Source organism: Streptomyces sp. LBL, assembly GCF_029893585.1.
Classification (GTDB): domain Bacteria; phylum Actinomycetota; class Actinomycetes; order Streptomycetales; family Streptomycetaceae; genus Streptomyces.
This window is the reverse complement of the sequence record NZ_JARXYX010000006.1, coordinates 293979-311454: the sequence shown is the minus strand read 5'-3', so window position 1 is coordinate 311454 and position 17476 is coordinate 293979. Positions and strand designations below refer to the sequence as shown.

Genomic DNA, 17476 nt, shown 5'->3' with positions numbered 1-17476 from the left:
TGTTGCTCGTCGTGCGGTGCTTCTTGTCGTGCGGTGCTTCTCGTGCTGTGTCGTCCGTAATGCGTTGTGCTACCACACTACAAAGCGTGAGTGACACTCCGCACGTTTCCGCACGTACGGCAAACCGCACATACGGCAAAGGGAGCGGCCCCCGATCGTTCGGGAACCGCTCCCCCACGGCGTCTTACTTGGCGCCCGCCGCACCGCGGCGGATGCCGAGGCGGTCGACCAGCGCACGGAAGCGCTGGATGTCCTTCTTGGCGAGGTACTGCAGCAGTCGGCGGCGCTGACCGACCAGGATCAGCAGGCCACGACGGGAGTGGTGGTCGTGCTTGTGGGTCTTGAGGTGCTCGGTCAGATCCGAGATACGGCGCGAGAGCATCGCGACCTGGACCTCGGGGGAGCCGGTGTCGCCCTCCTTCTGGCCGAACTCGGTGATGATCTGCTTCTTCGTAGCGGCGTCGAGCGGCACGCGTACTCCTCGTAGTCTGTGATTGCCACCGAGTGCCCCCGGTCTACTTCTCGGGGTGGCTTCCGTTACTCGGGAGGCAGGGATCCGTTGGGCGCGGCCTCCAGAGCGGCGCTCCGGGGGTGCGTACACAAACGGCCGTCACTCAGGGTACCAGGCACTGGTGGGGACCTTCGCCCAGGTCGCCGAAGCCCCTGGGCAGGGCGGACAGCGCCACTAGGGTGAGCGGTCGGACTTGTTCGGTACGTACGTCGGGAAGGGGTCGCTGCGCAATGGCGGAGACGGCAGAGGAGATCAAGGCGCGCAAGGAGCGGGAGAGGGACGAGCTGTACGCCCTCGACATCTCCGGCGTCGAGTGGCAGAGCGCGCCGGGAACCGAGCAGCACGAGGAACGGGTCGAGATCGCGTACCTCCCCGACGGGGCCGTGGCCATGCGTTCCTCACTCGACCCGGACACCGTTCTGCGGTACACGGAGGCGGAGTGGCGCGCGTTCGTGCTGGGGGCTCGGGACGGGGAGTTCGATTTGGAGCCGGGGCCGGAGCGGGGGCCGGAGCCGGAGCCGGAGAAGGACGGGGGCCGCGCAGCGGGGTGACGGTCGGGCGGGGCGGGAGCCGGTGGGTTGCCGGCTGCCCGCCCCGCCCGCGGGATGCGCTGGTGGGTTGCCGGCTGCCCGCCCGCCGGATGCACCGGCGGGTCCGTCGCCTCCGCGCCTGCCGGCCGGCCGGGGGGACCGTGTCCGCTGCCGCGCTGCGGACACGGTCCTTTCCGTTCACCGCGCGACGGACGCGGACCTCTCCTTCACCCCGCGACGGACGCGGACCTCTCCTTCACCGCGCGACGGACGCGGACATTCCGTTCACCGCGCGGCGGACGCGGGCTTCTCCGCGGCGCTCCCGATCCCCAGGGCCAGCCAGATCCAGGCCTTGCCGTCCTTCGCGGTGGGGCCGACGGCCTCCTTGGCGCCGAAGAACAGCCGTCCGTCGTGGACGAGGATGTCGTTCGATTCCGTGAGCGTGAACGATTCGGCTTCCAGCGGCAGACCGAAGTAGAGGTACGGAGTCTCCGCACCGGTCTTGGGGTCGAGGTCGACCAGTGCCATGGGTGAGATGCGGTCGCTGCTCTCGCGGAGCGCCAGCAGCCGGTCGCCGCTCATCTGTACCGGGTGCAGCAACTCGTTGGGCCCCGAGTCGAACTTCTTGACCGTTTTCCCGGTCGCCAGGTCGAAGCCGATGATCCAGTTGTTGGGGTGTCCGCCGTCATCGTGCTCCTTGCTGCGGAGGAACACCTGGCCGCCCCCGACCGGAATCGTGGGGCAGTCGTCGATGACGCGGTAGTCGAGCGCGTCGGTGCACTCACCGAGATACTGGCCGCTTTCGAGCCGGATCGTGGCGCGGTTCCTTCCCCGGTCGTCCAGGGAGAGCAGTTCGGTGAAGCCTGTGTCGCCGGCCGCGACGGCCAGGACGGCCGGTTCGCTGGAGGGCACCTTGATCTCCCGGACACCGGAGGCGACGGCGTACGTCCACAGGGTCCGGCCGGTGTCCGGCGCCACCTTGCGCACCTGGTACGTCGTGCCCTCCCACGAGGTGGCGGACGTGTCCTTGCGGGAGCAGGAGACCAGGACGAGCAGCGCACGCCCGCCCGCGGCGCCGGAGTCCCGGCAGGTGCCGGTGGCCTTGGTGCGCCACAGTCGCCGGCCCTCGTCCATGTCGTACGCCTGGGAGCCGCCGCCCCAGGTCACGGCGACCGTCGCCCGGGTGAGGGTCACGCTCGGAGTGGCACCGCCGCCCGGTGTGAACGGGTGCTCCCAGACCTTCCGGCCGTCGTCGAGGTCGACGAAGGCCACGTGGTCGCAGGGACCGCTGTCGTCGTTGCTCGCCCGGAACAGGCGGCCGTACGGTTCTCGACGGTCGTGTGCCGTGTGTAGCCGCAGATGGGGCCGGAGAACTGGAGCTTCCACTCCTCGTCGCCGGGGGAGGCGTCCGAGCCGATCCTGAAGCCGACGAGGGTTCTGTTGATGCCCTTGGCCAGGATCCGGTCCGTGGCCCACATGCCGGGCATCGCGCGCCGCTCGCCGGGGCTCATGTCGTCGAGGGAGAACCGGAACGCCATGGCGCCGCTGGTGTTCCCGGGCTGCTTCTCGACCGTCTGCCGGACGTCGAGGCGGCTCGGTGCCGCGGTGGCCGGTTTGTCCGACGATGACGGATCCCGGTCCCACAGCAACCAGGCGCCCGCTGACACCACCACCGCGAGGACGGCGGCCAGCGCACCGAACAGCGCTCTACGTCGCTTCCTGCGCTGCTGGTCCGCCGCCAGCGTGGACTGGGTGTACACGGAAGGAGGCGGGCCGAAGCTCACGCTCAGAGTTCCCTTCACTCGGTGCCGATGGCGTCCCTTTTGGGCCGACCTCCGCTGGCTTTCGCCGGCTTTTCGCCGACGCCACCGGCGGCATGCCGCCGGTGCCTGGTCAGCTCGTCATCGAACGTGCCGTCGAGTACACGTCGAAGACGGCCAGCGCGAGCGGTACCAGAGTCAGCAGCACGAAGCCCTCGGCGATCTCCAGGAAGCGGCCCCAGAACGGGGTGAGGCCGCCGCGGGAGAGGGCCAGCCCGATCGCGGTGACGAGCGCGGCCGCCGCCGCGATCACCGCGACGAGCCAGACGGTCCGGATGTCGAGGCCGTTGCTGTCGCCCAGGAGGGCCTCACGGACCAGCGAGCGCGGCGGGTCGAGGGCCAGCCCGAGGCCGAGCAGCACCAGCGAGACGAGACCGGCGGCCAGCACCGGGGCCACCTGGGCGGTGTAGCGGAAGAGGTGGGCGCGCATCAGCAGGGCCACGCCGGTCGCGAGGGCGAGCAGTTGGGCCCAGACGTCGGAGGAGAACCCGAGGACCGCCGAGGCGCCGACCGCGATCACGGCGCACCCTCCGACCAGACCGACCAGGAGTTCGTGGCCGCGGCGGGCCTTGGCGGCGACGCGCTCGGCGTCGACCGGCTCGTGCGGCGTGGGATCGGTGGCGTACGCGCTGCTCGGGGCGGTGTCCGGGGTGTCGAAGCCGATCGGCAGCCGGGCGAAGCGCATCGACAGGCCCGGCAGGAAGGCCAGGCCTCCGACGGCGATCGGGGCGCACAGGGCGCCGACCTCGGACGGCGTCCAGTCGGCGAGGATCGCCACGAACACCGCCACCAGGCCGATGGCGGACGCGAAGACGAAGGCGACGAACGGCCCGTCCCCGCTCGGTGAGCACAGGGCGAGCAGGAACGCGGCCAGCAGCACCGCCGCGCAGGCGAGGAGGAACTGGAGCTTGCCGATGCCCTGTCCGTCGGTGAGCGGGAGCAGTCCGGAGCCGGCCACCCCGATGTTCGGGAGCGCGCCGAGTCCCAGGGCGATGGCCGAGGCCCGGTCATCGTAGATACGGGCCCGCACGCACGCGAGGACGACGAGGAGGACGCCGGCGACCGCGGCGAGGACGCCGGGGAGGCTGTTCATGTCGTGGCGCGGGTTGCCCATCCATGCGACGAAGGCGAGCAGGACCGGCAGGACGCTGCCTCCGACGAGGCCCGCGGCGCGCGTCAGGTCGCCGCTCCACAGGGTGCGTTCGCTCGTCACCGCCGCGGCGACCGCTTCGGAGACGTCGTCGAAGACGGCCGGGGGCAGCGACTCGGAGAAGGGCCGCAGGGTGAGGAGTTCGCCGTCGAGGATGCGCTGGGCGGCGAACGAGCGGGAGCTGTCGAGGACGGTGCCGTCCCGGCGCACCAGGTGGTAGCCGACGGGGGCGCCCTCGGCGGGGCTCTGCTGGGAGAGAGTGAGGATCTCCGGATAGACGTCGGCGACCGGAATGTCGTCGGGCAGCGCCACGTCGATCCGGCTGTCGGGTGCGACGATCGTGATACGGCAGAAACCGAGTCCAGGGCCCGCCCCGGGAGGAGTTCCCGTCCCGGGCGCTCCTCCGGTGGCTGCCGCGGAGGCCGTCATGCTCACCTGCTGCTCCCCCTCAGTGATGATCCTGCGTCTACGGCGTGAAAATCCTGCGCCGCTTGCCCCGCCGTCCGCGGCCGGCACCGCCGAGCGGGTGCGGGGAGAGGGCCGACGTACTGCCGACGGGGTTCCGTACCTCGCCAGATGGCATGGAATGCCCTGATCCTCCGGCCCAACTCGCGTGTGCGCACGCGAACATCCGGCACCCTATCGCCCCCTCGTCCGTGAGGAAGTCAGTAGGATCACGCGGCGGCCTGCGTCCGCCTGACACGGGGCGGCGGACGGGACTCCCGGGCCGGCCAAGAGAATGGGTGAGCAGTGAGCCACATCGTCGTGAAGCGCCCGCCTCGGGCGCTGCCGTCCGAAGTGCCCACGCAGGAGATCGTCCTGCAGCCTCCGCCCGAACTGCCGCGGGGAAGCCAGGAGAGCGTGCTGATGCAACTCCTGCCGACGCTCGGCATGGGTGGCTCGGTCGTCTTCTTCTTCACGAGCGGACAGCCGTTCATGAAGATCATGGGCATGGTCATGATCGCCTCGACGGTCGCCATGTCCATCGCGATGGTGGTGCGCTTCCGCCGCGGTTCCCAGGGGCAGTTGGCGGACATGCGCCGCGACTACCTCAGTTATCTGGCGCAGACCCGGCGCACGGCCGTCGACACGGCGCGGACGCAGCGGGACGCCCAGTACTTCCTCCATCCCTCCCCGGAGCAGTTGTGGGCGCTGGTCGCCGAGGGCAGCCGGGTGTGGGAACGGCGTTCCGGGGACGAGGACTTCGCGCAGGTCCGCATCGGTCTGGGCGCGCAGGCGCTGGCCACTGCGGTGGTCGCGCCCGAGACCGGCCCGGTGGAGCAACTGGAGCCGCTGACGGCGGGCGCGATGCAGCGCTTCCTCGCCGTCCACGGCACCCTGGACGACCTGCCGATGGCGATCTCGCTGCGCGCCTTCTACCACGTCACGATCAGCGGCGACCCGCAGTCCGTACGGTCCTTCGCCCGGGCCGTGACGGGTTCGCTCGCCGCGCTGCACTCCCCCGAGGATCTGGTCGTCGTGGTCGCCGCGGGCCGTGCGGCCCTGCCCCACTGGGAATGGGCCAAGTGGCTGCCTCACGTCCAGGCGCCCGGTGCCGTGGACGGCGCGGGCAGCCGCAGGCTGATCGACGGTGACACCCGCGAGTTGGAGAACCTGCTCGCGACCCGGCTGAGCGGCCGCCCGCGCTTCCATCCGAACGCGGCGCCCCTGCCGGAGGAACCCCACATCGTCGTCGTACTCGACGGCCTCTCCCTGCCGCCGGACTCGTTGCTGGCCAGTCCCGAAGGGCTCCAGGGCGTCACCGTCCTCGAGGTCGTTCCCGGCGAGCTGACCACCGGCGGCGGCGAACTCTCCATCGTCGTACAACCCGACGCACTGCACCTGGAGTCGGGTCACGGCGTCGTCTACGAGGGGACTCCCGACGCGCTCTCGTACGAGTCCGCCGAGGCCCTCGCCCGGCAGTTGGCACCGCTGCGGATCGCCTCCGGCGGGGACGACGACCAACCCCTGCTCGCCAACCTGGAGTTCACCGACCTGCTGAACCTCGGTGACGCGGCGTCCGTGGACACCAAGCGCACCTGGCGGCCCCGGTCGCTCGCCGAGCGGCTGCGGGTTCCGATCGGCCTCGGCGAGGACGGCCGGCCCGTGATGCTGGACCTCAAGGAGGCCGCGCAGGAGGGGATGGGCCCGCACGGGCTGTGCGTGGGTGCCACCGGTTCCGGCAAGTCGGAGCTGCTGCGCACGCTGGTGCTGGGGCTGGCGGTGACGCACTCCTCGGAGACGCTGAACTTCGTCCTCGCGGACTTCAAGGGCGGCGCGACCTTCGCGGGCATGGCGCAGATGCCGCACGTGGCGGCCGTCATCACCAACCTCGCCGACGACCTGACTCTCGTCGACCGCATGGGTGACTCCATCCGCGGCGAGCTCAACCGCCGTCAGGAGATGCTGAGGGACGCGGGCAACTACGCCAACATCCACGACTACGAGAAGGCGCGCGCGGCCGGTGCCCCGCTGCAGCCGATCCCGTCCCTGGTCCTGGTGATCGACGAGTTCAGCGAACTGCTGACGGCGAAGCCGGACTTCATCGAGATGTTCGTGCAGATCGGCCGCATCGGCCGCTCGCTCGGCGTGCACCTGCTGCTGGCTTCGCAGCGCCTGGAGGAGGGCCGCCTGCGCGGTCTGGAGACGTACCTGTCGTACCGGATCGGTCTGCGGACGTTCTCGGCCGCGGAGTCGCGTGCCGCGCTGGGTGTGCCCGACGCCTACGAGCTGCCGAACGTGCCCGGTTCCGGGATCCTGAAGTTCGGCACGGACGAGATGGTCCGGTTCAAGGCGGCGTACGTCTCCGGCGTGTACCGCTCGGGCACGCAGCTGGGGGCGCTCGGTGACGGCCCGCTGCCCATGGACCGGCGGCCGGTGCTGTTCACGGCGGCCGAGGTCCCGGTGCAGTACGTGCCGGTGCCGCAGCAGGGAACCGCGGCGGACCCCGAGGTCGACGAGGCGCTCGCGGACACCGTGCTGGACGTGGTCGTGCGGCGTCTGGAGGCACAGGGCCCGGCCGCGCACCAGGTGTGGCTGCCGCCGCTGGACAGCCCGCCGTCGCTGGACAGTCTCCTGCCCGGTCTGACCGCGGTACCGGGCCGCGGCCTCACCCAGCCCGGTTACGAGGGCGCCGGCCGCCTGGTCGTGCCCGTCGGCCTGGTGGACAAGCCGTACGAGCAGCGCCGCGACCCCCTCTGGGCCGACTTCTCCGGCGCGGCCGGCCACATGCAGATCATCGGCGGCCCGCAGTCCGGCAAGTCGACGCTGCTGCGCACGATCATCTCGTCGTTCGCGCTCACGCACACGCCGTACGAGGTCCAGTTCTACGGCCTCGACTTCGGCGGTGGCGGCATGTCGGCGGTGGCCGGGCTGCCGCACGTGGGCGGGGTCGCCTCGCGACTGGACCCGGAGAAGGTACGGCGCACGGTCGCCGAGGTGTACGGCGTGCTCACCCGCCGCGAGGAGTACTTCCGCTCCTCGGGCATCCCGTCGATCGCGGACTTCCGCACCCGCAGGGCGCGCGGCGACATCTCGCTCACGGACCAGCCCTGGGGTGACGTGTTCCTGGTCGTCGACGGCTGGGGCAACTTCCGTACGGAGTACGAGTCACTGGACCCGGTCGTCCTCGACATCGCCGCGCGCGGCCTGGGTTACGGCATCCACGTGATCCTCACCGCGTCACGGTCGATGGAGGTCCGCTCCAGCCTCAAGGACCACCTGATGAACCGCCTGGAGCTGCGGCTCGGCGACACCATGGACTCCGAAATGGACCGCAAGGTCGCCGCGAACGTCCCCACGGGGGTGCCCGGCCGTGGCCAGTCCCCGCAGAAGCTGCACTTCATGGGGGCCGTACCGCGCATCGACGGGCTCGCCTCCGACACGGACCTCTCCGACGCCACGCAGGCACTGGCCACCGAGGTGACCCGCCACTGGCAGGCACCCCCCGCGCCGGAAGTCCGCCTGCTGCCACGGGAGTTCCCGGCCCACGAGCTGCCTCCGGGCGATCGCTTCCCGCGCCGCGGCGTCGCCTTCGCACTCGACGAGGACAACCTCGAACCGGTCTTCGTCGACTTCGAGCAGGACCCGTTCTTCCTCGTCTTCGGCGAGAGCGAGTCGGGCAAGTCGAACCTGCTGCGGCTCCTGGTCAAGCAGGTGACGGAGCGGTACCCGGGCAACGAGGCCAAGCTGTTCGTCATCGACAACCGGCGCTCGCTGCTGGACGTGACGCCGTCCTCCCACCTCGCCGAGTACATCCCGATGTCCAACGCCATGGACCACCACATGGCCGCCCTCGCCGACCTGATGCAACGCCGGACCCCGACAGCCGACGTGACGGCACAGCAACTGCGGGACCGCAGCTGGTGGCAGGGTCCGACGGTGTACGTCGTCATCGACGACTACGACCTCGTATCCACGTCGAGCGGCAATCCGCTGGCGGGTCTGACGGAGCTGCTGCCGTTCGCCCGGGACGTGGGCGTCCGCTTCATCATCGCCCGCTCCACGGCGGGCGCGGGCCGCGCCTCGTACGAGCCGTTCATGCAGCGCATGAAGGAACTGGGCGCCCAGGGCGTGGTCCTCGCCGGCGACCCCGCGGAGGGCGACCTCCTCGGCGGGATCCGGCCACGGGCGATGCCTGCGGGGCGGGGGGTCTTCGTGTCCCGGCGGAGGGGGAAGCCGTTGGTGCAGGTGGGGTTGGTGGCGGAGAACGTGTACTGAGAGCCGGTGGCATCGACGTGCTGAGCTGGTGCCAGACGTGAGATGAGGTGACGGTGGTGTGACTGGATCTTCCCGTCACACCACCGTCAAGCCGTGCGGCGATGAGTTGTGGAAAAAATGGTCAGATCCGTGAACTCGCTTGAACTGGGTCACGGATCTGATCTCTTGTTGGCTTGGCGAAGGGACCCCGCCCGACGGGCGGGGTTTCACGGGGACACGGGGAAGGGGTTCACGCGATGGCGTGGGACGAGTGGGAGCAGTTGAAGTCGCAGGCGGCTCAAGGGGAGTCGGCCCGGATGCAGCTGAACCAGTTGGAGCCCGGTGGCGGTGGAGGCTACACCTCGGATCCCGGCTCGTACGGCGACCTCAAGGTCAGCCAGAGCGATCTCTCAAACATCGGCAAGAAGGCGTTCGACCTCTACGACGACCTGTGGAACAAGGGCCGTAGGGCCGTACCCAGCAGCGAGACCGCCGCGGGGACCCTGGCCAAGGACGGCTTCGCCCTGGGCGGCGGGCTCAACCACGTGGCGACGCGCTGGGACGCGCAGTTGGCCTCCCTCAGGGACGCATGCGCGCACATCGCCAACCACATGACCGTCACCAAGAAGCTGCACGCCAACGACGACCATTACATCCGCCGGCAGATGAGCAGCATCGACTTGCTGGACGCGGGCTTCGACGAAAGGGTCGGTGGCCCGGGCGAGAAGAACTCGGTCTACGGCGTCCCCGAGGAGAAGCCCGGCGATAAGAAGGACAAGAACTGATGGATCTCGACGCCCTTCGTTTCGCCAACTTCAGCCAGCTCGACACTGCCATCGACGACTGGTCGACGATGGTCGACGACCTCTCGACCCTCAAGGACGACGCCGAGAAGGGTCTCCGCGGCGCCGCCAACAAGGCCAACTGGGCGGGCTACAACGCCACCGTGTCGAAAGAGTTCATCGGCAAGACGGCCGGCGAGTTCGCCGACGCCCACACGCAGGCGACATCGATCCGGAACATCCTCCGGGACACACGGAACGAGCTGAAGGACTACCAGGACAAACTGAAGGACGCGATCGACCGGGGACTGAAGAAGAACCTGACGGTGGTTGCCACCGGCGACGGCGGATTCACCGTCACCATGAACATCCACCCCGATCGCGCCGCGAAGGGCACGACGGTTCCCGAGCACCAGGAAAGCGACGTCACGGCTCTGCGGGACGAGGTGCAGAAGCTTCTCAACGGAGCTACGGAGAGCGACACCTCAGCCGACACCGTCCTCCGGGCCATCGCCGACCAGAGCGCCGTCGGCTTCTCGGACGCCAGCTACAAGGACCGGGACTCGGCGGACAAGGCCGTCAAGACGGCTGATGAGCTGGCGAAGTTGGCGAAGAAGAAGCCCGAGGACTTGACGGTCGAGGAGTTCGACCGGCTCAACAAGGGTTTGAAGGAATACGCGAACGACGATCTGTTCGCGGAACGCTTCGCCACATCGCTCGGACCGAACGGAACCCTCAACTTCTGGACCGGCATCAACGACCCTCACAGCGCCTGGGAACTGGGACAGAAACGGGTCGACCAGTACGACGACCTTCAGAAGAACCTCAGCCTCACGCTCGCCACGGCTTCGCAGAGTGACAGCGCCGCCATGTCCGACTGGAAGACCAGGATGATCGACCTGGCCGACAAGCCAGTCGGACGCAACGGCGGTTTCCCCCTCGGGGGCCAGGTCATGACCAACCTGATGCGGTGGGGCGATTTCGACGACCGCTTCCTCGTCGACTACGGCGACAAGCTTGTCGAGACGGAAAAGAAGTTCACGGACAACGGCCGCCACGGCGCTTGGACGCGCACCGGCGGCGATCCCCTCCTCAACCGCACGGGCACCGACTCGGGCTGGGACCCCATGACCGGTTACCTCAAGGGACTGTCCAATAGCCCGGATGCGGCAACGGAGTTCTTCAACGGCACCTTCGTCACCAAGGACGAGGACCACGACTTCACGCACGACACTGACGGCGACGGTAAGGAAGGAAAGAGGACTCTCAGCAACTTCGACTACCTGTTTGAGGAGCGCGATTGGCCGCAGGACAGGGACGACAAGGGCGAAGACAGCATCGCCGGGCGGAACAACCTGGCTTTGGCCTTGGAGGCGGCGACAACCGGACATCCAGCGGGAGAAATGCCGACGTCAGACACGCCTCCGCACAACACCGATCAGGCCAAGATCACGGAGAGTCTCGTATCATCCATCGCGGAAGATCCGACACGCCTCACCAAGCACAGTTACATGTCCGACAGCATGGGCCAGATTGCAGCGGAATACATGCCGGACGTTCATCGCGGACTTCATGCCGGGACTGAGGGCGAGGCACAACTGTTCCCCATCGCTGGCACAGCAGCCGAGTTGAGCGAGAGGGACACCACACGTTTCCTCTATACACTCGGCCGCAATCCCGATAGCTACGCGGCCGTAAATCTGGGACAGACCAGCTATACGACGCAGTTGATGCAGTACCACTTCGAGCATCCTGATGCGTACGCCAACGACCCGGCATTTGATCAGAAAGATCGCCTCAAACAAGGAATCGACGACATCGCCCGAACCGCGGGGCAGATTGAAGGCATGATCGGCGCAGGTCGCGCCTACGAGAGCGAACTCGAAGGCGGAGTCAAGGATGCCGACTACAACGCCAAGATCGAAAGTATCGGCACCTGGGGTGGCACTGCTGTCGGCATTGGGGTCGGTATGGCCACGGCGCCTCTCACTGGCCCTGGTGGAGCCGTCATCGGAGACTTGGCTGGCACGGCCGCCGACGAAATTATCAGTGGTATCACCGAGGGCTCCATGAAGGATAGCTCCGGAGAGGTCGTTTACCGCAACGGCGAAAAGATTGAGGACACTAAGTCTTCGACCTACGCGTCAGTCGAAGCGGCGGCTCATAAAGCAGGAAAGAATTCAGGCCACAGCTATCCACTCATCGAGGCTTCCGTAGGAACTTCTGCAGAGGGTGGATTCGACAGCGCTCGCACGAAGATTCACGACTACTTCGATGGCGAGGGAATTCCCAGGCAACTCGACACGGAAGATTGACAATTGAAACTCAGCCGCCCCCTTGTCCTTCTCGCCGTCGGAGCCGTAGTCGCACTGGCTCTCCTCGCGGGAATTGCATACATTTTCAAACTTCCACCTTTCAGGGAGAAGGGCGAGATCAAAGCAGGAGAGGTTTGCTCTTCGTTGGGCTCCTCATCCAACGCCGTCGACGCACTGACAAAGGTGCTGCCCGAGGAATCCTCTTACTCTTTCGACGAAAATATCGATCTTCGTACTGATGTCACGGACACGAACTTCGAATCTTCATGTTTCGTCGCCGGAGGCGGGAAACAGCTGCTGGTGGCAAAGGCGCGCTTGATGGAAGATGAGTCGGCAACTAGCTGGACGCAGTGGGTCAAGGGAACGGCTTCGAACGAGGTCTCCATCCAGTCACTGACGCCCTTCACGGCCGGCGATACAGCGGTCTCCTCCAGTAGGTTCGCGGCCGTCTTCGTACCGTGCACTTCTGCCGGTAAAGCTCCAGGCGGACAATATAATCTCAGCGTTTCTACTGAGCTGAAGCAGGAGGGAAACACCAACGATGCCGCGGCGCGCGATGAGCTGATCAAGTTGGCAAAGAATGCCGCTTCGTACGCCCACGTCAAGGCGAAATGCGACATGGCGCCCAACCTTGGTGGTACGTCATAGCTTGGAGACAGCACGTCTTCGACCCCACCGCCGTTCGGACGCAGGAGCGTGCGCAGCGGGGCTTGAGGGATGCGGCCGACGAACACTGAGCAAATGTCACCGCATCTTGAGACGGAATTCTGACTTCGAGCAAGAGGAATTCGTTATGTCCCGCCCCCCGGCCAGCCAGCCGCAAATTGTCCGAGCGTCGGCTTCCGTCGCCTTAGCATTGGCCGGACTGCTGACCTTTTCCGCATGCTCAAGTGGAGGTGGAGAAGAGAAGATGGAGTATATGGCGCCAAGCGTTCTCTGCGGAATTTCGCTCGACCCCAACCTGCTCAACGCGTTCCTGCCGAACGGTGATTCCGTCTCCGTCAAGCCTTCGTCTCCCAACGGAGGGACGAAATGGTGTGACGTGATCGTCGATGACGATCTAGCGGTCCGGCAAAGACAGACTTGGTGGGGCAGAGGAGAACGCGCGTCCGGTGTCTCCGCCGGATACGAAAAGATGGATGACGGCCAAGCGACCGATGACGGTCGCTATATCTACTCCGGCACGGGCCCCGTAGGCAAAACCTCAGCATCTTGCAAGTCTTCGGATCATCCCGATCAAGGTCTTTACGCCGTGGTCCAGGTGTTCACCCCGGACCGATCCGACTCCGACGCGATGAAGAAACTCATTATGGCTTATACCAAGGCACTTGAGGACTCCACCGAGTGCCACTGATTGACACTGCCAAGCTCGGCAACGGCGAGCGCCATGCCTCGCGCCATGACCCCGACTATCAGTAGTCCGCGCGCACGGCCGTGCCTTCAGCCGCAGCTGATGCCGCTTCTCCTACTCCCCGGCGTCAGCTCGTATCCTTGCGCATACCGCGTGATCCACTCGTTCCTCAGGGATCAAGGAACGTCAGCAGCCCGCGGACTCAACGAGTTCAACCTGATGAGGCTGGCCTTTGATCGCCTCTCGGCCTGGGTCACAGGAAGAGAGGCGATCACTGCGTCCGCTACTTCAACCCATCACGCTCAAGCCCATCGGAAGCCGCCACTGGGACCTGAACGCTCTCATCGCGGTTCGATGACAAAGGTGCACCAGACCTGCTTCTCGTCGAAGCCCATGCGATGCCAGCCCCATCGCCACGCCAGGGAATCCACCATGCGTAGCCCGCGCCCCCGTTCGCTGAACAGGTCGTTGTCGCCCGGGAGTTCCGGTGCTCGGCTCGGGGCATGGTCGATCACCATCACGCGTAGGACTCGAGGGGCAAAGTGTCTCCGCGATCCCAGAATCAGCTCAAGCCCAGCGAGTCCATCACCATGCCGCACTGCGTTCGCACACAGCTCGCCGACCGCCAACTCCACACTGTCTGCCAAGTCGGGGAGATTCCAGTGCTGTTGAAGCCACACGCGGGAACGGTGGCGGGCTTCGGTCACTGGGCGGTACGGATCCAGCACAGATGCGTCCCATCCGATGCGAGTGGGGGTGGTGTCGAAGACGGGGGAGCTGGGAGAGATCTGGGCGTCCAACGTGCACCTCACAAGGAGACTTGACGGTGATCTGAGCCACACCATAGACCCTGGACGCAACGGGTGATACCACATTAGCTCCAACGGGTTGAAGCCACCTGTTCGATGGACGCGTACAGGCATGCCGTGCACACTGAGCGCGAGCGAGGAGAGAGACATGGCCCCACGGCAGACCCCCACAGTCCGTCAGCGCCGTTTCGGCTCGGAATTGCGGAGGTTGCGTGAGGCCGCCGGCCTGTCCGCTCCAAGAGCCGCCGAGTTGCTCGGCACGGACCGTACAACCATTTCGAACGTGGAAGCCGGGCGCTTCGGCGTCAGCGAAGAGCGACTGCGCCGCCTCGCGGGCATCTACGAGTGCGACGACCCGACACTGATCGACGCGTTGGCAGCCATGACGGGCGGCCGCAGCTCAGGCTGGTGGGACGACTACCGGGGCAAAGTGCCGCCCGACTTCCTCGACGTGGCGGAGCTGGAGCATCACGCGACGTCGCTCCGAACCTTGCAAACCGCCCATATCCCCGGCATGTTCCAGGTTGAGGACCACGCCCGCGCCCTCTTCGACCTGTTCATCCCCTCACTGCCGCGACTTGAAGTTGAGCTCCGCATCGCCCAACGACTCGCCCGGCACGCCGTGATCACCAAGGCGCCGCCGGTGACGTATACGGGGGTGATTCATGAGTCAGCCCTTCACATGCAGGTAGGCGGGCGTCGCGTCGCGAAAGAGCAACTCGACCATCTTCTCGAGGAAGGTGAGCGCGAGAACGTCACGCTCCTCGTCATCCCGTTCAGCGTCGGCGGTTTTCCCATGGCCGGCGACTCGGTGTTGTACGCAACTGCCGGCAACCCGCATCTGGACACCGTTCAGCTGGACACACCGATCGGGGCCGTCTTCTTCGACTCCCCCACGCAGTTGTCCAACTTCCGCCGCCGCCTGGACGCTGTCGAACAAGTAGCCTTGGATCCCAAGCGTTCGAGGGACCGAATCCTCGAAATTTCCAAGGATCTATAAGGGAAGGCACTTTGTCCAAGTTGAAGTGGGTTAAGTCATCATTCTCGGAGGCGTCCGGCAACAACTGTGTCGAGATAGCCCAGAACAAAAACCTGATCGTTATCCGCGATTCGAAGAACCCGAAGCTTCCCTGGGCCGCTATAGACCGGGCTGCATGGTCGCGATTCGCCAACGCAGTAGCCGAAGGCCGGCTTTCCTGATCAAGCACCAGTGCGAACGGACGGCCCGTTCACCAGTCACGAGTGGGAGCTGGCGGGCCCACGTCTTCGGGTGCTCCTCGAGGGCACACTCAAGCTGATGGGGCTTGGTGCTGGCTTCTCCGCATCTACCTGAGTGCTGAGGTCAGCAGGCACGACTGGGGGTGGGCACCTCCCGTGCGTGCCCACCCCTTGTGTCGTGTTCTCAGCAGCTCACTGGAAGTAGCTGGCCGCCTTGAGGTCGCCGCCCCGGTAGTCGCCGCTGGCCTGGGTGACCTTGTGGCCGATGCTGACCAGCGCCGTGTGGATGGCGGCGGCGTCGGTGTCCCATTCCTTCATCTTCTGGCCGAACGCGTTCGCGGCCTCGCCTTCGAAGCCGGCGGCGGCACGGAGCACCGCGGCCTTGAGCGCCTGGATGTCCTCTTCGAGCTTCTTGGCCTGGTTACCGAGCTCGGTGGTGATCGAGTCGAGACCGCCGTACTTCACAGCAAGTTCGTCGTTGTGGACGTTAACCATGGTTCCTCATCTCTTCATTGGCTTCATGCGGGCAAGCGGTGGCCCAGGAACTGCGTGAGGGGGTCGCTCAGTAGCTGTTGAGAGCCGACTGGGATCCGCCGTACTGGACATCGATTCCCTGCATGGTGGCGCGTACCGCGTCCTCGTTCTTGTTCGTGATCTTGCGCGTCTCGTTCAGGTTGTCCAGGAACCACGTGAGGAGCCCGCCGATGTGCTTGACGCGCTCGTTGATCTCGACCTGCTTGGAGTTGAAGGCGCTGGCACCGATACCCCGCCAGTTCGCCTCCATCGTGTCCAGGGTTCCCTGGAGGCTGCTGAGCTGGCCCCGGATCGACTCGTACCGCTGGACCATTTCCTTTTCGAGCTTGATTACTTCGCCGTCGCTGAGCTTCTGCCCATCTGCCATGGCCGGACTTCCCTTCGTGGAATTCGCTGTCGCTTACAGGGGGGTTACAGATCCGCTTGCCGAGTTGCGCGTCACCCGGGTGGGGCGGGCGCTGGTACAGGAAGCGGTCAGGCAGTTCGCCTCTTGCGTGCCACGGCGAAGGCTCCGCCGCCGATGGCTACGACGAGAACGGCGCCGAGGATGACGTACAACTGGGTGTTGTTGTCGGAGGAGTTGGAGCTTGATACTGCCGCCGGGGTGGCGCCGCCGGAAATGTTCTTCGGGGCTGGTGACGAGGGTGGGGCGGAAACGGAGGGGGAGGTGGTGACGCCGGTGACGCCGGTTCCGTTCTCGTAGCTGAGGGGATCGGAGTTGGGCGGCCCCGGATTGATGTTGCTGTTCGTCACCACCCTCTTGGGCCGGATCAAGCCGTAACCGAGGTAGTTGCTCGGCTTGTCCTTGGGCCAGTCGCGGTTCGCGGTGTCGATCAGGCTGCGGAGGACCTGGTTGGCCGTCCAGTTGGGGTGGGCGGACCAGATGAGGGCGGCGGAGGCGGAGGTGATGGCGGTGGCGGCACTGGTACCGCCGCTTTTTGGGCAGTAGGACTGGAATGTCGCGTCGCACCATAGTGGGACGTTGACACCCGGAGCTGCTAGATCGACATAGTTACCGTGCTCTGAATAGCTGGCAACTTTGCCCGACTTATCGGCAGCTGCTACCCCGACGACATACGGAAATGCAGCCGGGTATCCGATGAAGTTCTTTGTCTCAGCATCGTTGCCGGTGGCGGCAAACATCAGCTTTCCCTTGGATTCGGCGTACTTGACCGCCTTCTCCACGTCGAAGTCGATGATGTCGCTACCGAAGGACATGCTGATGATCTGAGCGTCACTGTCAGCGGCAGCAGTGATCGCATCTGCCACCTCAGGTGTCTTCTTTTTGTCAGCGCTGTTTTTCAAACTGCTGGTGACGACCCGGTAAGGGATGATCTTCGCGCCAGGAGCCAGCCCTTGCAACCCATCTCCGTCACCAGTACCAGCGATCAACTCCGCCATGCTCGTGCCGTGACCGTCGTAGTCGTTGGTGGCCTTGTAAGAGACAGTGTGGGGCACCTCGTCTGCGAGCACCTGGCCCTTCAGGGACGAGGTCTCGGGATTGACGCCACTGTCCAGAACCGCAACCTTGACGCCTTCGCCCCTGCTGATCTTCCACAGCCCTTCGGCGTCCATCGCGTCCAAATACCACTGCTTCGACTGGACATCGGCGGCAACCGCACTCGGCGCCAGCCCCGAAGACACGATGGCGAAAGCACCGAGTGCGGCGCACACGGTGGACACACGTCTTCCGGCGCTTCCTGCAAAATACGCAGTCAATCGGCCACTCGGGCTGGTCACTGTCATGCCTTTGTAGAT

The 17476-nt window shown here is 66.1% G+C and carries 16 protein-coding genes; 8 read left to right on the top strand and 8 right to left on the bottom strand.

Annotated features, from left to right (window positions below):
* Nucleotides 1-184 precede the first annotated feature (184 nt).
* Nucleotides 185-472 (bottom strand): 30S ribosomal protein S15, encoded by a 288-nt coding sequence (rpsO, locus tag M2271_RS10070; RefSeq protein ID WP_003993372.1) that lies wholly within the window; start codon nt 470-472, stop codon nt 185-187.
* 269 nt (nt 473-741) lie between these two features.
* Between rpsO and M2271_RS10065 the strand changes: the two genes are divergently transcribed.
* Nucleotides 742-1062 (top strand): DUF397 domain-containing protein, encoded by a 321-nt coding sequence (locus M2271_RS10065; protein ID WP_280886768.1) that lies wholly within the window; start codon nt 742-744, stop codon nt 1060-1062.
* 264 nt (nt 1063-1326) lie between these two features.
* On the opposite strand, the gene M2271_RS10060 is transcribed toward M2271_RS10065, so the two are convergent.
* From M2271_RS10060 to eccD, 3 genes are all read right to left on the bottom strand, one after another.
* On the bottom strand, nt 1327-2313 hold the full coding sequence (locus M2271_RS10060; protein ID WP_280886767.1) for a PQQ-binding-like beta-propeller repeat protein: 987 nt from the start codon (nt 2311-2313) through the stop codon (nt 1327-1329).
* Nucleotides 2232-2825, bottom strand: coding sequence for a hypothetical protein (locus M2271_RS10055; protein WP_280886766.1), 594 nt, complete (start codon nt 2823-2825; stop codon nt 2232-2234). Before M2271_RS10055 ends, M2271_RS10060 begins: the two co-directional genes overlap by 82 nt.
* Nucleotides 2826-2934: 109 nt before the next feature.
* Entirely contained in the window at nt 2935-4440 is a 1506-nt protein-coding gene (eccD, locus tag M2271_RS10050) for a type VII secretion integral membrane protein EccD (protein WP_280886792.1), read from the bottom strand.
* Between the two features lie 321 nt (nt 4441-4761).
* Here eccD and eccCa point away from each other — a divergent pair, with 321 nt between their 5' ends.
* The 5 genes from eccCa (at nt 4762) to M2271_RS10025 (ending at nt 13160) form a co-directional block, all read left to right on the top strand.
* A complete protein-coding gene (gene eccCa, locus M2271_RS10045; protein ID WP_280886765.1) occupies nt 4762-8730 on the top strand; it encodes a type VII secretion protein EccCa in 3969 nt (1322 codons plus the stop codon).
* A gap of 236 nt (nt 8731-8966) precedes the next feature.
* The gene (locus M2271_RS10040; protein WP_280886764.1) at nt 8967-9494 is read left to right on the top strand and encodes a hypothetical protein; all 528 of its coding nucleotides are present in this window, start codon (nt 8967-8969) and stop codon (nt 9492-9494) included.
* Nucleotides 9494-11806 carry a hypothetical protein gene (locus M2271_RS10035; RefSeq protein ID WP_280886763.1) on the top strand — a complete coding sequence of 771 codons (2313 nt, stop codon included), beginning with the start codon at nt 9494-9496 and terminating at the stop codon, nt 11804-11806. The genes M2271_RS10040 and M2271_RS10035 overlap by 1 nt, the downstream gene beginning before the upstream one ends.
* A 3-nt stretch (nt 11807-11809) precedes the next feature.
* Nucleotides 11810-12454 (top strand): hypothetical protein, encoded by a 645-nt coding sequence (locus M2271_RS10030; protein ID WP_280886762.1) that lies wholly within the window; start codon nt 11810-11812, stop codon nt 12452-12454.
* Nucleotides 12455-12716: 262 nt separating this feature from the next.
* Entirely contained in the window at nt 12717-13160 is a 444-nt protein-coding gene (locus tag M2271_RS10025) for a hypothetical protein (RefSeq protein WP_280886761.1), read from the top strand.
* Nucleotides 13161-13498: 338 nt separating this feature from the next.
* Here M2271_RS10025 and M2271_RS10020 read toward each other — a convergent pair whose 3' ends face one another.
* Nucleotides 13499-14002, bottom strand: a complete 504-nt coding sequence (locus M2271_RS10020) for an ATP-binding protein (RefSeq protein ID WP_280886791.1) — start codon at nt 14000-14002, stop codon at nt 13499-13501.
* A gap of 112 nt (nt 14003-14114) precedes the next feature.
* On the opposite strand from M2271_RS10020, the gene M2271_RS10015 reads away from it, so the two are divergent.
* Nucleotides 14115-14966, top strand: coding sequence for a helix-turn-helix transcriptional regulator (locus tag M2271_RS10015; RefSeq protein WP_280886760.1), 852 nt, complete (start codon nt 14115-14117; stop codon nt 14964-14966).
* Between the two features lie 11 nt (nt 14967-14977).
* Complete coding sequence (locus M2271_RS10010) at nt 14978-15166, top strand: DUF397 domain-containing protein (RefSeq protein ID WP_348539155.1); 189 nt, start codon at nt 14978-14980, stop codon at nt 15164-15166.
* Between the two features lie 210 nt (nt 15167-15376).
* Here M2271_RS10010 and M2271_RS10005 read toward each other — a convergent pair whose 3' ends face one another.
* From M2271_RS10005 to M2271_RS09995, 3 genes are all read right to left on the bottom strand, one after another.
* Nucleotides 15377-15679: a WXG100 family type VII secretion target gene (locus M2271_RS10005; protein WP_280886759.1), complete on the bottom strand. Its 303-nt coding sequence runs from the start codon at nt 15677-15679 to the stop codon at nt 15377-15379.
* Between the two features lie 67 nt (nt 15680-15746).
* Complete coding sequence (locus M2271_RS10000; RefSeq protein WP_280886758.1) at nt 15747-16085, bottom strand: WXG100 family type VII secretion target; 339 nt, start codon at nt 16083-16085, stop codon at nt 15747-15749.
* A gap of 107 nt (nt 16086-16192) precedes the next feature.
* Complete coding sequence (locus M2271_RS09995) at nt 16193-17464, bottom strand: S8 family serine peptidase (protein ID WP_280886757.1); 1272 nt, start codon at nt 17462-17464, stop codon at nt 16193-16195.
* Between the last annotated feature and the right edge of the window lie 12 nt (nt 17465-17476).

Coding starts and splice junctions, on each gene's coding strand:
- M2271_RS10040 (WP_280886764.1), top strand. CDS start 8,967: ATGGCGTGGGACGAGTGGGAGCAGTTGAAGTCGCAGGCGGCTCAAGGG.
- M2271_RS10025 (WP_280886761.1), top strand. CDS start 12,717: ATGGAGTATATGGCGCCAAGCGTTCTCTGCGGAATTTCGCTCGACCCC.
- M2271_RS10000 (WP_280886758.1), bottom strand. CDS start 16,085: ATGGCAGATGGGCAGAAGCTCAGCGACGGCGAAGTAATCAAGCTCGAA.
- M2271_RS10065 (WP_280886768.1), top strand. CDS start 742: ATGGCGGAGACGGCAGAGGAGATCAAGGCGCGCAAGGAGCGGGAGAGG.
- M2271_RS10020 (WP_280886791.1), bottom strand. CDS start 14,002: ATGGTGTGGCTCAGATCACCGTCAAGTCTCCTTGTGAGGTGCACGTTG.
- M2271_RS09995 (WP_280886757.1), bottom strand. CDS start 17,464: ATGACAGTGACCAGCCCGAGTGGCCGATTGACTGCGTATTTTGCAGGA.
- eccD (WP_280886792.1), bottom strand. CDS start 4,440: ATGACGGCCTCCGCGGCAGCCACCGGAGGAGCGCCCGGGACGGGAACT.
- M2271_RS10015 (WP_280886760.1), top strand. CDS start 14,115: ATGGCCCCACGGCAGACCCCCACAGTCCGTCAGCGCCGTTTCGGCTCG.
- M2271_RS10005 (WP_280886759.1), bottom strand. CDS start 15,679: ATGGTTAACGTCCACAACGACGAACTTGCTGTGAAGTACGGCGGTCTC.
- M2271_RS10035 (WP_280886763.1), top strand. CDS start 9,494: ATGGATCTCGACGCCCTTCGTTTCGCCAACTTCAGCCAGCTCGACACT.